This is a genomic window from Mesorhizobium sp. M7A.F.Ca.CA.004.12.1.1, from assembly GCF_003997835.1.
GTDB lineage: Bacteria > Pseudomonadota > Alphaproteobacteria > Rhizobiales > Rhizobiaceae > Mesorhizobium.
The window spans coordinates 1-12,069 of record NZ_RZRK01000085.1; the positions used below are offsets into that span (position 1 = coordinate 1).

Here is a 12,069-nt window from a genome sequence, read left to right on the forward strand (position 1 = left end):
GCCTCGCGCCCCGAAAATCCGCTGATCTCGCCAAGCCGCCGGTTCGGATCAGCGGATTTTCGGGGCGCGAGGCCTATCGAAACTCGTCCATAGAGAATTTTCACATCGACTTCTGGCACGATCAGGTCTCGGCATCGGGCGATGAGGCGTTCGCCATGGCCGGCGTCGAGCCCGCCGATGTCGATGCATTGATGTGTTACGACAATTTCAGTCCGACCGTGCTGTTCAGCCTCGAAGGCCTTGGCTTCTGCCCGCGCGGCGAAGGCGGCCGGTTCGTCGAGGGCGGAGCGTTGAAACTTGGCGGCCGGCTGCCGACCAACACGGACGGCGGCCATCTGTCCAATTCGTATATGCAGGGCTGGGCCCTCAACGTCGAGGCGGTGCGCCAACTGCGTGGCGAATGCGGCGATCGGCAGGTTGAGGACTGTGAAGTCGTGACGTACGTGCAAGCAACACCATGCACGCGCACGATCGTTTATACGCGGGCGTGACGGCTGACATGGCGTATGGCGCTTCCGCTTCCGAGAAATCCGTAGAGGCAAAGCCGTTGCCCAAGATTACGCCCTTGAACAGGCCGTTCTGGGACTATGCGCTCAAGTCAATTTACGCGCTGCAGACCTGCGATGCGTGCGGCGACGCTCATGTTCCCGAAGCGCCGGTCTGCCCTCGGTGCCTGAATGACCGCCAGACCTGGAAACCGGCGAGCGGAAAAGGCACGCTGCAGTCCTGGGCGGATTTCCATCGCGCCTATTGGGACGGCTTTGAGGCAGACTTGCCCTACCGTACATGTCTGGTGCGGCTTGACGAAGGCCCGCTGGTCGTCAGCAATTTGGTCGGCGGGCAGGCGAACCTCAGGATTGGTGCGCGCGTCCATGTGGTGTTCGACCGCATCGCCGATGGCATTGCATTACCGAAATTTTCTCTGGACGAACCGGGATGCTGAACGAAGCAGCTGACGCCGAAGTGAGCGCGGCCGGATGCGATCGTCATCACGCCGGCCGCCTGCCAGCCCGGCCAAACCGCAGCATCCTGAGATCGGCGACGCGCCCGCTCGAAATCATTGAACTCTTTGCTGCTCTTCGCCGCCCGCTGTCGGTCTCGGAAATCGCCTGCGCGCTCGAAATCCCCCAGTCAAGTTCGTCCGTGCTGCTACAGGCCATGAGCGGTGCAGGTTTCATAGCGCGCGATCGCAAGACGCGGAAATACCTACCGAGCGTCCGCTCCGTGCTGTTGAGCAACTGGGTCCACGACACGTTTCTCCAGGGCAGCGGCCTGCTGCAGGCGTTGGATGCGTTGAGCATCGAGGCCAATGCAAATGTCCGGCTTGGCGTCCGCAATGGGGTGCACGTTCAATATGTGCATGTCTCCTGGCCGTCGGCCGAGCCAAGGACGAATCGCCTGAGTCCCGGCATGAAGTTGCCGATTGGCAGCGACGCCCTGGGCAGGATGCTGCTTCTAGCAGAGAACGAGAATGACGTACGTGGCATTCTCCGGCACGGGAACGCCGTCGGCGATGCTGCACATGCGGTCAATGTGGAGGATCTTGTCAACGAGCTGCGAATGCACCGCGTCGATCGCTTCGCGGTTTGTCGCGATCTGAGTGCCCAGGACGACCTCGTCATCGCAATCCAGTTGCCCGCGCGATTTGGAGCGCCTGCTGCGATCGGCATTGGCGTTGCCGTTTCCGGGCACGCGGACGGTCGGTCGAGGTTCGCCGCGCTGCTTCGTGACTTCGCTGCAGAAGCCTGGGGTGCGTGAGGGCGAAGTGCTTGACCGCCACATGCGTACGCCGGGGCGGAATAGGAGCTACCAGGCGGCTCTTTCTAAAACGACTAAGAAGCAGGCTGGTGGAGGAATGCGCAATGAAGAGCAGTAACTTGATGGAACTCATGCAGCAAATGTCGCTGACACGACGGCAATTGCTCGGCACGTCAGCAATGCTGGGGGCAGCCGCTCTGATGCCGCGGCAGGCATGGAGCGCGCCCGATCTCAAGGGTATCGAACTCAATCTTATGGTGATCCAGCCGCACGTCACCGGTGGACGCATAGTTGCAGACGAGTTCGGCAAGGCGACCGGCGCGAAGGTCAACGTACTGCCGGTTCCCAACGACCAGATCCAGCAAAAGGCGACCCTCGACGTCCAGTCCGGATCCAACGTCTACGACGTCATCGACTACTGGTACTGTCTGCTCGGCGCGCTCGCCGAAGACGGCACGGTCGTCGACGTTACCGACCGCATTGCCAAGGATTATGCCGCTGCGGACTTCCTGCCGTCGATCTACGATCCCTACACACTGTACAAGGGAAAGCGCTGGGGGGTGCCATATGACGGCGATTCGCACGTGCTGTTCGTCAACACCGAGATCCTGGAACGGAGCGGCCAGAAGCCGCCCACGACTTGGGACGAATATCTGGCGACGGCGAAGGTCATCACGGAGGCCGAGACAGCGAACGGCATCTTCGGCACCGCGCTGCTCGGTGTGAAAAACCCTTTCATGATAGGCTGCAGCTACACCAACCGGCTGGCTGGTCTGGGTGGCGATTTCTTCGATGCCAGCGGCAAGCCGTTGCTCGATTCGGAAGTCAGCATCGCGGCCGTCCAGGCCATGCTTAACGTTGCTCCGTATGCTCTGCCGACGCCGCTGGAAACCGGGTTCGAGCAAGGATTGCCGGCCTTCCTCTCCGGTAAGGCGGCCATGATCGAGTTCTGGACCGATCTCGGGGTCAACGCACAGGATCCGGCAATGTCGCAGATTGTTGACAAGTGGACCGTGGTGCAGATGCCGATTGGCGGCGCCAACAAACAGCATCGCGGCTCGCTCGACGCCGGTTTCGGCCTGGCGATCTCGGCCGGCTCGAAGCAGCCGGACGCCGCTTGGGAACTGGTCAAGTTTGCCTGCAGCAAGGAAATGAACCTCAAGCTGACACTGACTCCCGGCAGTGGCATCGATCCGATCTTCACGTCGGTTCTCGACAGCAGCCAGTACAAGGCGGCGGCGCCGAAGGTTCAGGCTGCTGGCGCCCAGGCACTAAATGGCGCGCTTGCCTGGCCTACCGGGGCACTGGCGTCCAAGATGCTGCAAGGCCTGGCTGACGAACTTGCATTGGTTCTCGCTCATACCAAGACCCCCGAGCAGGCTATGAAAGATGCCCAGGCGGCTTGGGTTGCAATGCTGAATGGATAGAGGCAACCCGGTTTCCACATCGGCCGGAGCGACGGTAAGCGGCTCGCGATTGGCAGGGTTCCTTCTGGTCGCGCCGCTGCTGCTCGGCCTCTCCGCCTTTGCCATCTATCCGTTTCTCGACGTGCTTGCGTTGTCGCTGTCGAAGAGCTCGCTGGGGCGGCAGTTCCAGCATTGGCCGGTTCTGACCAACTTTGCCGCCATTCAGCGCGATGGCGACTTTCAGGCGGCCCTGTTGAGGACGACGATTTTCGCAATTCCCGTCGCATTGATCCAGCTCGCACTTGGCTTGGCGATCGCGATGATGCTGCATTCAAGTCTGAAGCAGGCGAGGTGGGTGCGCAGCCTTATCCTGTTGCCGCTAATGACGCCGCCCATGATGGTGGCCGTGGCCTGGAAATTGATCCTTGCGCCCGCCGGCGGCCTGCTCAACGGCGTGCTGTTGCGCACCGGCATCATAGACCAGCCGGTCTCATTCCTCGGCACCATGCCCGCAGCCTTCCTTTCGGTCGCTGTCGCCGATACCTGGCAGTGGACGCCGTTCGTGGCGATCCTCGCTTATGCGGCGCTCCAGACCTTGCCAGACGAGGTGTTCGAGGCGGCAAGTGTCGACGGCGCGTCGCCGCGAACGATCTTCTGGCAGATCACGCTTCCGATGCTGATGCCGACGCTGCTTGCCATCTTGCTGTTGCGCGTCGTGATCGCGTTCAAGCTCTTCGACCTCGTCTATGGTCTGACATTCGGCGGGCCGGGATTCAGCACCACCGTCACCACCTTCCGCATATGGCGCACTGCCATGCAGGAGTTCGATGTCGGTCTGGCCGCAGCCCAAACGCTGGTGTTCGCCATCCTCGTCAGTATTGTCACCCTGCCTATCACCTGGCTTCACAAACGCAGCGAAACGAGGTCGGGATGAGCCATTCCAGTCAAGCTGGGGGGAAGTCGCGGGGCCGGGTCGCAACAGGGTGTGCCGCGGTCATGGTCGGCTTCTTTGTGTTGCCGATTGCGTATCTCGTCTCGGTTTCCTTCAAGACGCCAGACCAGGTGCTTACCGGGTATTTCCTGCCGCAGGCACCGACACTGGCGAACTGGATCAACACCTTCCAGATCATCCCACTGTTTCGCCTGCTGGCGAACTCGCTGCTGGTCGCGGTTTGTAGCAGCCTGCTGACGCTCGCCGTCGCCTTTCCAGCCACGTACGCCATGGTGCGGTTGAAGGTCGGCGGGCGCTTCCTTCCGGCCTTCACGCTGGCGACCTACGTGGCGCCGCCGGTGGTCGCGCTCATTCCGCTTTTTCTGCTTCTGCGTCGGCTTGGTCTGCTCAACAGCCTGTCTGGCCTTATCCTGGTCAACGGGATAGCCAACCTGCCGGTGGCCTTTTGGCTGTTGTCAGGCTTCCTGCGACGGGTGCCCGTGGAAATCGACGAAGCGGCAAAGATCGACGGTGCTGGGTATTTCACGATCATCTTTCGCCTCGTCGGCCCAGTCATGGCGCCAGGCCTCGTGGCAACGGGTTTGATTTGTGGCATCCTCGCCTATGATGAGTTCCTGCTCGCCTCCGCCTTCAGCAATGACGAAGGCAGCCGAACGCTGCCGGTGGCGATAGCTCTTTTCCAGGGCGAGCGATTGATAAATTTCGGCCAGATGGCGGTAGCGTCTCTCACCGGCATTATACCGGTCTATCTGATCGGGCTGTTCGCGCAGCGGTGGCTGATCGGCGGGCTGACGGCGGGCAGCGTCAAGTAAACCAGAATCCAGGTTGGAAAAAGCGTCGACGATTTTGCTTCCTGCGTTTTTCGCTGGCCTCCCGGGGCGGTATCAGCCGGTGCGCTTTGCTGACTTCGCCCTGATCTCATCGAGGATTGGCACGATATACTCCCGGAACTTCGCCGGGTTCTCGGCCATGGGGAAGTGGCCCATGTCGCGCATATGCACCCATTTCGAGCCGGGTATCATCGACGCAAGCTGACGCCCTTCCTCGACCGTCGCCGACCAGTCGTAATCGGCATTCAGCAAATAGAGGTCGATCTTCGCCGTGTCGATATACTTGGCCGTATCCGTGAGATCATGCTCCTCGACATAATAGTGCAGGTCGCCCGGGAAGACCGACGGCGCCCCCTGGCTGTACATCCAGATCGTCTCGCGGCGGTAAACCTCCGGGCTGCTCGGCGAACACTGTGTGTGTTGCAAGGCGGCGCGTGTGTCGTTGGATGTCGTTGGGTGCCAGTACCAGTCTGTCAGCGTGCCAGGCTCGGGGCTCTTGATAAGAGGCTCAAGCGCGATCGCGGCGCGAAAATGCTCGGGATGGTAAAGCGCCAGATCGGTCGCCAGCAGCCCACCCATCGAGCAGCCCATGAAGACGGGTCTGTCGAGCTCGAGCGCCTTTGACAACTCGAGCACGTAGCGCAGGAACCAGTCCATCTTGAGCTTGTAGCCAGTCTCCCAATAGCGGTGGGTGAGGGGAGGCAGCGACTTGCCATGGTAGGGCAAGTCCCACGCGATGAAACGGAAATACCGGGTGAGTTCCTCATCCTCGAGAAGGTGCCGCCATTGGCGCGCATCGGTGCCTGCCGTGTGCTGCAGCAGCACCGGGATGCCGGTGCCAGCCTGTTCGAGGTATATACGGTACTCGGTGTCATCCAGGGTCAGATACAGATAGCCGCATTCCATCTTTGCAAACTTTGCCATCATCCGTCCCTCAAGCCTTCACGCCGTTGATCTCCTGGCGCATCACGGCGAGGATTCGCTGCAAGGCGCTGTAATATGCGTAGAGCGACGACAGATCGCCGCCGAGCCGCATGCCGCGATGGATCGCCGCCGGGAAGAAGTCGTTGCAGAAGCGCGCCGGCGCCGGCTTCAGGATGTCGCGCCAGGTTTCCCGCGGCCCGCCGACATAGATGGTCGACGACTTGTAGCCGTCGCTTCCTTGCTGGAAGTCCACGACGCGGCCATCCCGGATCTCCATGAAATACTCGTCCGCCTCGTTGCTGTAGAAGCGGATGCGGGCGTTCCAGAAGCGGGCGGCAATCGCAAACTCCGGGTCCTTATTGACGCCATCGCGGACGGCTTTGACGGGAATGACCAACTGGTCCTTGTCGCTCACTGACGATACTCCTCCATGCTTCCGTTAGGGTGCGCGATGGGAAAAAATCCACCGTGATCCCAACTCGCCAAGAGGCCGAAATCAACCGATCTCAAGAGTCCGGCTGAAGAAATCAATATTCTGATGCCCGTCGAACGCTGAACCGCTCGATTGTGGTTGCGGGAACGGGACGAACATGGAAATCCTGATGTAGGTCGACCAGCAGTTTCGAGTGTCGGCTTCGGAAATGAGGAATGACCGACCACCAGCCGCTCGACGCATTGCAGCAACAGATCAGCAAGCGCAGTCTCGCCGACGACAGCGGCGACTGGTCTTTGAAATCACGGACGACGGCTGAGTATCAGATTGCTGAAGTGCTGCGCGAAAAGATCATCGTCGGTGTCCTCGCGCGTGGACAGAAGCTGAAGCAGGCCGAGATCGCCAAGATGCTCGGCGTCTCGATCACGCCGGTGCGCGAGGCGCTGCGGCTGCTGGAAGCCCAGGGCTATGTGGCGGTGAGTGCCCATCGCGGCGCGATCGTCGCACCCTTCCTGATCGAAGGTGCCGAGGAACTCTACCAGTTACGACAGTTGCTTGAAACGCGCCTGACCGCGGAAGCTGCGCGGCGCATGTCGCCGAACGATCTGTACGTTCTCAAAGCCATCAACCACGATCTTCTCATGGCCGCCAGGGCTGGCGACCGCGCCGCCTGCCAGGAGAAGAATTTTCGCTTCCACTTCCGGCTATACGAACTGGCAGGCCAGGCGCAGACGCTCGATTTCGTGCGCATACTCTGGGCCAAATATCCGCTCGACTTGCTGAGCCAGATGCCGGGCAGGCAGTCGCGCGTTTTCGATGAACACGTGACGCTTCTGGCCGCTCTGGAGCGGGGCGATGTTGAGGGCGCTACGGGTGCGATGGAAGTGCACATCAATACAGGCTGGTCGGAGTTCCTGGCAAACTACAAGATGCCCGTCTTGCCCTGAGGAAGTCGCCTCACCTAGTGACAGTCGCAACTGCGGAGCGCGCCCATGGACATCGTCTGGGGCGATGGCCGCATAGCCAACGACGACTTCGGCTGAATTGTCAGTGTCTCCTATAACCATCGCAGGGGTTCTGTTCCAAACAGGCCAGCAGGGAGGGTCTTTAACGTTTGCTATGAGCGACCCTCATGGCGAGGGTTAGATTCGTCCTTCCGGCGGTTTGCGAACCTCATGATAAAAAGGGGAGGAGAGCATGCTTACCTGGAAGAACAGAGCCGTACGGTTCGCCCGCGTGATCACCGTGGCGGCCTGCACGGCAGCATTTTCGTTGGTCGGGCTGGCGGCTAGTCACGCGGCCGATCCGACGGCCGAGGAGCAGGCAGCCGCGCTGGCCGCCGTGCCGAAGGAGGCGCAGAAATACTACGGCGGCTACTGGTATGCGACCAATATAGTCGCCGATCCGTTCGCTAACTGGAAGCCCCATGCGCCGCCATGGAAGATTTGCCACAATGATTCCTATCTTGGGAATTCGTGGCGCGCCAACCTTGTGGCGGAGCTGAAGGCGCTGACCAAGCAATTGGCCGATCAAGGCCTCGCTGAACCCGAACTCAACGTCACGAACTCTAACGGCGACATCAACCTCGAGCTCACGCAGCTGAAGGCGCAGATCGCGCAGGGCTGTGACCTGATCATGAGCTATCCGGGGTCTGCGACCGGCCTTTGCGCGGGCATCAAGGAGGCTTTCGACAAGGGCATCCTTTTCGTAACCATCGACTCGACGGTCACCTGCCCGGAAGCGCTGAACGTAGCGACCAATCCCTACTATCGCGGTCAGTACGAAGGTGAGTGGATCGCCAAGCAATTGGGCGGCAAAGGTACCGCCCTCATCATGAACGGACAGCCCGGGACCGCGAACACGGTCGCTCAGGAGACAGGTTTCCGGAAGGCCGTCGAGGCGTTTCCCGACATTAAGGTCGCCGGCAGCCTGTTTGGCATGTGGACCGGGTCGGTGGCCAAAACCGAGGTGCTGAAGTTCCTGGCGACGCATCCTGAGCCTGTGCACGCTGTGTTCTCGACAGGCAATATGGGCGTTGGCGTGGGCCAAGCGTTCGAGCAGTCGGGCCGTGCGCTTCCGATCATCACCGAAGTCACCAACCTTTGCAGCCTGCTTGCTTACTGGAAGGAAAAGAACCTCACCGCCAACACCTTTGTCCAGGATGGCGGTCCGATGGCCTATTCCGCCTTCATTCCTGCACTGCACATGATGGCCGGGCAAAAACCGAAGGTGAACACCATCTTCATGCCGCTGCCCAGCATCACGGCGGAGAACTTCAATGACTACTACGACGCTTCCATGACCGTGCAAAGCACCTGCTTCGCCAACGGCAAGGACCTGCACCTCGTGCCGGACTCGTATTTCGAGCAGTTCTTCACCGGCGGCGAGCCGAGAGCCAAGGTTGAGATCGTCTCGACCAACGCCCAGCCGCAGTGAAATGCACCACGATGGGTGCTCGCGTTCAGCGCGGGCACCCATAAGGGAGTTGCGCATCGTGCGCGGCATTGCTTTTCAAAGGATCACACCCGTCGGGTATGAATGGTAGTCGCACTTTGACCGACTTGTCCCTCAAGACCATCCAACGAGTGGCCGGGCCTTTGGCCCCGTTTCTCCTCGCCTTCATCCTTTTCTTTGTCATAAACGTCTTCATTCCCGGCTATGCCAGCGTCATAAGCCTGCTGTCGCTTCTGCTGCTTTCCAGTCTGCTTGGCATCGCCTCGATCGGCCAGACCCTGACGATCGTCATCGGCGGCTTCGACCTTTCGATCCCGGCTGTGATCGGCTTGTCTAACGTGCTGTTCGCGCTGCTTTACGGCGCCGGCTATTCCGCTTTTGCTGCGGCCGTGTTCATTCTAGCGCTGGCGACGCTGATCGGTCTGGCAAACGGCTTTGCATCCCGATACCTGCAGCTCAACCCGCTCGTGGTGACGCTGGCGAGCGGCTCGATCATCCTTGGCGCCATCTGGGCAGGGACGCATGGCGAGGTTTCGGGCTTGGTGCCTGATTGGCTCGTCAACATGGTTTCGGTTATCGGCAAGACCGGTCCCATCCCGCTGCCCGGCTCCGTGGTGATCTGGCTGCTCATCGCCGGCGGCATCCTATTCCTCGAGCGCAAGACCAAGCTCGGCCGCTGGATGTTCGCCGCAGGGGCAAATCCTCGCGCCGCCGAATTGGCCGGCGTGCCGATGCTGCTCGTCTGGATGAGTGTCTACGCGCTCAGTGCCTTCCTGGCAGCGACGACGGGCATTCTACTTGCAGGCTTCAGCGGAGCGGCCGATCCGACCGTCGGCGCAGCCTACCTCTTCACCACTGTCGCAGCAGTCGTCGTCGGCGGCACGCCGCTGACCGGCGGGCGCGGCGGCTATGGGCGCACAATTGCCGGCTGTCTTGTCGTAACAGAACTTAGCACCCTCCTTGTCGGTCTCGGGCTCGACCAGGCGGCACAGCAGATATTCCTCGGTTTCCTGATCGTCGGGCTCGTGGCGCTCTATGGCCGCGAACCGCATCTGAGTATGCGCATATGAAGAGCGCGGTCCATCAGCGCGCGATAGAACCGCCCGCCGACCGCAAGGGCATGCCGCTGCTTCTGTCCGCGGATGGGCTTCGCCGGACATTTGGCGAAACGATCGCGCTTGATTCCTGCTCGCTGTCGATCCGCGAGGGCGAAATCCATGCCGTTGTCGGAGAGAATGGTTCGGGCAAGAGCACGCTGATCAAGATACTCAGCGGCATCGTCCGCGCAGAAGCGGGCACACTGGATTGGCTCGGCCGGCAAGCCAGTTTCGCGAATCCGCGTGCCGCGCAGGACGCCGGCATTGCTACGGTGTTCCAGGAGACGCTGGTCCTTCCAGACATGTCAATTCGTGACAATGTCATGTTGGGCCTGGACGGCATGATCCGTCGCAAGATGACCCCCTTGCGCGAGCGCGAAGCCGTGCGGAAAGCACTGGCGGCTGTCGGTATCGGCAATCTTGATATCGAGCGGCTGGCCGGCACGGTATCGCTCGCCAACCGCCAGATGATCGGCGTCGCACGGTCTCTTATGCGGCCCTGGCGCCTGCTTATCCTCGATGAATCGACCTCCGCGATCGATATCGAAGACCGCGATCGTCTCTTCGAAGTGCTACGAAGTTTCCGTGGCGAAGGGCGATCGATCCTATTTGTCTCGCATCGCATGGACGAGATTCACGCCCTTGCCGATTGCACGACGGTACTTCGATCTGGCCGGAGCGTCGCATCGCTGGAGCGCGGCGCAGTATCGAGCGAAATCCTGCTCGACCTGATGTCGACGCGCGAAGGTGCGCGGGCGGCGGAAGGCGAAGGCTGCGGCGAGACTATTCCCGCCAATGCCGAGGTGATCGTCGGCGTGCGAGGCCTGTCGGTTCTCGAAGGCAAGCCGACACTGGATCTCGACCTTCGTCGCGGCGAGATCATTGGCGTGGGGGGGCTGGAGGGGCACGGCCAGGTCGCCCTGCTGGAGTGCATCGCTGGTCTGCGTCGCGCGCCCACGGGGACAGTGCACGTCGGGACCATGACCATACGGTCGCAACGCGACGCGGCGCGCGCGAAGATCGCGTTCCTGCCGCGCGACCGCAAATCCGAGGGTATCTTCGCCCCGCTGTCGGTGCTCGACAACGTGACCGTATCGGCGCTCGGCTCATTCGCCCGTTGGGGTGTGCTGGGCACAAGGAAGCGGATAGAGGTCGCCGGCGAGGTCACTCGGCGGACCAGGGTCAAGATGGCTGGGCTCGACACGCCGATATCGGCGCTGAGTGGCGGCAACCAGCAGAAGGCGCTACTCGGGCGTCTGATCGCCACCCAACCGCGTGTGTTGGTGTTGAACGATCCGATGCGTGGTGTGGATCTGGGTGCCAAGCGCGACCTCTACGAGGTGCTCAATAATCTCGCTTTGAGCGGCGTTTCCATCCTGATGCTGTCGACCGAACTGGTGGAACTGTGCCTGCTTTGCCACCGGGTGGTTGTGTTTCACGATCACGCCGTCAGCGCGATCGTCGAGCGCGGCGACCTTAGTGAACGCGCATTGATCGATGCGATGTTCTCGCAACGCCGACTGGAGACCTCGACATGAAGTGGCTCGGCGACCGCAGCTACGCATGGCCCGTGCTCATTGCGGTGGTCATTTTTACTGCTCTCAACGCCTTCGCCAGCCCCGCTTTTACCGATGTGACGAACTGGAACGGCATGCTCATCGGCGTGGCGCCGTTCATCATCACCGCCATGGCCCAGACCGCGCCCGTGCTTTCAGGAGAGGGCGGGATCGACCTTTCGGTCGGGCCGCTTGCGGGGCTCGTCAATGCCATGGTGACGTCGATCCTCGTGCCGAATGGGTGGGCCGATCCGGTGACAATCATCGGCGCTTCGCTGGGCGTCGGCATCTTGTCCGGCCTGTTGAACGGCTTCCTCATCGCAGTCGTGCGCGTCCAGCCGATAATCGCAACCTTGGGCACGTTCCTCGCCTTCCAGGGCATTACGCTAGAGATGCTGCCCATGGCCGGCGGTCTGGCGCCGCAATGGCTGCTCGGTCTTGCAGACAGCTATGGCGGACTTTCGGGGATGCTCGTCCTGCTCATCGTGCTTGGCCTTGTCTGGCTGGCGTTCGAGCGGACAGGCTACCGCCGCAACCTGCTCGCCGTTGGAGGGGATGCGCGCGCTGCCTACGCATCGGGCGTCAATGTGGCGGGCGTGCGCATCATCGCCTACGTCATTGGCGGCGTGCTGGCGGCGATCGCTGGGCTGGTGTTTACC

The 12,069-nt window shown here is 61.3% G+C and carries 13 protein-coding genes; 11 read left to right on the forward strand and 2 right to left on the reverse strand.

What is annotated here, in order from left to right:
- The 6 genes from EN984_RS06910 to EN984_RS06935 form a co-directional block, all read left to right on the forward strand.
- Positions 1–491 (forward strand): thiolase family protein (locus EN984_RS06910; protein WP_164765397.1); only part of this gene is annotated, 491 nt, incomplete at its 5' end.
- Entirely contained in the window at positions 458–943 is a 486-nt protein-coding gene (locus EN984_RS06915) for an OB-fold domain-containing protein (RefSeq protein ID WP_206517131.1), read from the forward strand. The genes EN984_RS06910 and EN984_RS06915, both read left to right, overlap by 34 nt.
- Positions 937–1,758, forward strand: coding sequence for a helix-turn-helix domain-containing protein (locus EN984_RS06920; protein WP_127267386.1), 822 nt, complete (start codon positions 937–939; stop codon positions 1,756–1,758). The genes EN984_RS06915 and EN984_RS06920 overlap by 7 nt, the downstream gene beginning before the upstream one ends.
- A gap of 89 nt (positions 1,759–1,847) precedes the next feature.
- A complete protein-coding gene (locus EN984_RS06925) occupies positions 1,848–3,185 on the forward strand; it encodes a sugar ABC transporter substrate-binding protein (protein WP_236382677.1) in 1,338 nt (445 codons plus the stop codon).
- Positions 3,178–4,098, forward strand: a complete 921-nt coding sequence (locus EN984_RS06930; RefSeq protein WP_024504905.1) for a sugar ABC transporter permease — start codon at positions 3,178–3,180, stop codon at positions 4,096–4,098. The genes EN984_RS06925 and EN984_RS06930 overlap by 8 nt, the downstream gene beginning before the upstream one ends.
- Before the next feature lie 62 nt (positions 4,099–4,160).
- A complete protein-coding gene (locus EN984_RS06935) occupies positions 4,161–4,928 on the forward strand; it encodes a carbohydrate ABC transporter permease (RefSeq protein ID WP_236382678.1) in 768 nt (255 codons plus the stop codon).
- 72 nt (positions 4,929–5,000) lie between these two features.
- On the opposite strand, the gene EN984_RS06940 is transcribed toward EN984_RS06935, so the two are convergent.
- On the reverse strand, positions 5,001–5,870 hold the full coding sequence (locus EN984_RS06940) for an alpha/beta hydrolase (protein ID WP_206517133.1): 870 nt from the start codon (positions 5,868–5,870) through the stop codon (positions 5,001–5,003).
- A 10-nt stretch (positions 5,871–5,880) separates the two neighbouring features.
- The gene (locus EN984_RS06945; RefSeq protein WP_024504908.1) at positions 5,881–6,285 is read right to left on the reverse strand and encodes a hypothetical protein; all 405 of its coding nucleotides are present in this window, start codon (positions 6,283–6,285) and stop codon (positions 5,881–5,883) included.
- A 233-nt stretch (positions 6,286–6,518) separates the two neighbouring features.
- On the opposite strand from EN984_RS06945, the gene EN984_RS06950 reads away from it, so the two are divergent.
- The 5 genes from EN984_RS06950 to EN984_RS06970 all read left to right on the forward strand — a co-directional run.
- Positions 6,519–7,250, forward strand: coding sequence for a GntR family transcriptional regulator (locus tag EN984_RS06950; protein ID WP_050580511.1), 732 nt, complete (start codon positions 6,519–6,521; stop codon positions 7,248–7,250).
- Between the two features lie 289 nt (positions 7,251–7,539).
- A complete protein-coding gene (locus tag EN984_RS06955) occupies positions 7,540–8,739 on the forward strand; it encodes a substrate-binding domain-containing protein (protein ID WP_164752878.1) in 1,200 nt (399 codons plus the stop codon).
- A gap of 161 nt (positions 8,740–8,900) precedes the next feature.
- Positions 8,901–9,827: an ABC transporter permease gene (locus tag EN984_RS06960; RefSeq protein WP_164748758.1), complete on the forward strand. Its 927-nt coding sequence runs from the start codon at positions 8,901–8,903 to the stop codon at positions 9,825–9,827.
- Positions 9,824–11,392, forward strand: coding sequence for a sugar ABC transporter ATP-binding protein (locus EN984_RS06965; protein WP_127269689.1), 1,569 nt, complete (start codon positions 9,824–9,826; stop codon positions 11,390–11,392). The genes EN984_RS06960 and EN984_RS06965 overlap by 4 nt, the downstream gene beginning before the upstream one ends.
- Positions 11,389–12,069, forward strand: a 681-nt coding sequence (locus EN984_RS06970; protein ID WP_164765398.1) for an ABC transporter permease, incomplete at its 3' end; no start/stop codon positions are given. The genes EN984_RS06965 and EN984_RS06970, both read left to right, overlap by 4 nt.

Bases quoted from the DNA above. Each gene is read 5' to 3' on its own strand.
- EN984_RS06915 (WP_206517131.1), top strand. From the start codon at position 458: ATGCACGCGCACGATCGTTTATACGCGGGCGTGACGGCTGACATGGCG.
- EN984_RS06920 (WP_127267386.1), top strand. From the start codon at position 937: ATGCTGAACGAAGCAGCTGACGCCGAAGTGAGCGCGGCCGGATGCGAT.
- EN984_RS06930 (WP_024504905.1), top strand. From the start codon at position 3,178: ATGGATAGAGGCAACCCGGTTTCCACATCGGCCGGAGCGACGGTAAGC.
- EN984_RS06935 (WP_236382678.1), top strand. From the start codon at position 4,161: ATGGTCGGCTTCTTTGTGTTGCCGATTGCGTATCTCGTCTCGGTTTCC.
- EN984_RS06940 (WP_206517133.1), bottom strand. From the start codon at position 5,870: ATGGCAAAGTTTGCAAAGATGGAATGCGGCTATCTGTATCTGACCCTG.
- EN984_RS06950 (WP_050580511.1), top strand. From the start codon at position 6,519: ATGACCGACCACCAGCCGCTCGACGCATTGCAGCAACAGATCAGCAAG.
- EN984_RS06965 (WP_127269689.1), top strand. From the start codon at position 9,824: ATGAAGAGCGCGGTCCATCAGCGCGCGATAGAACCGCCCGCCGACCGC.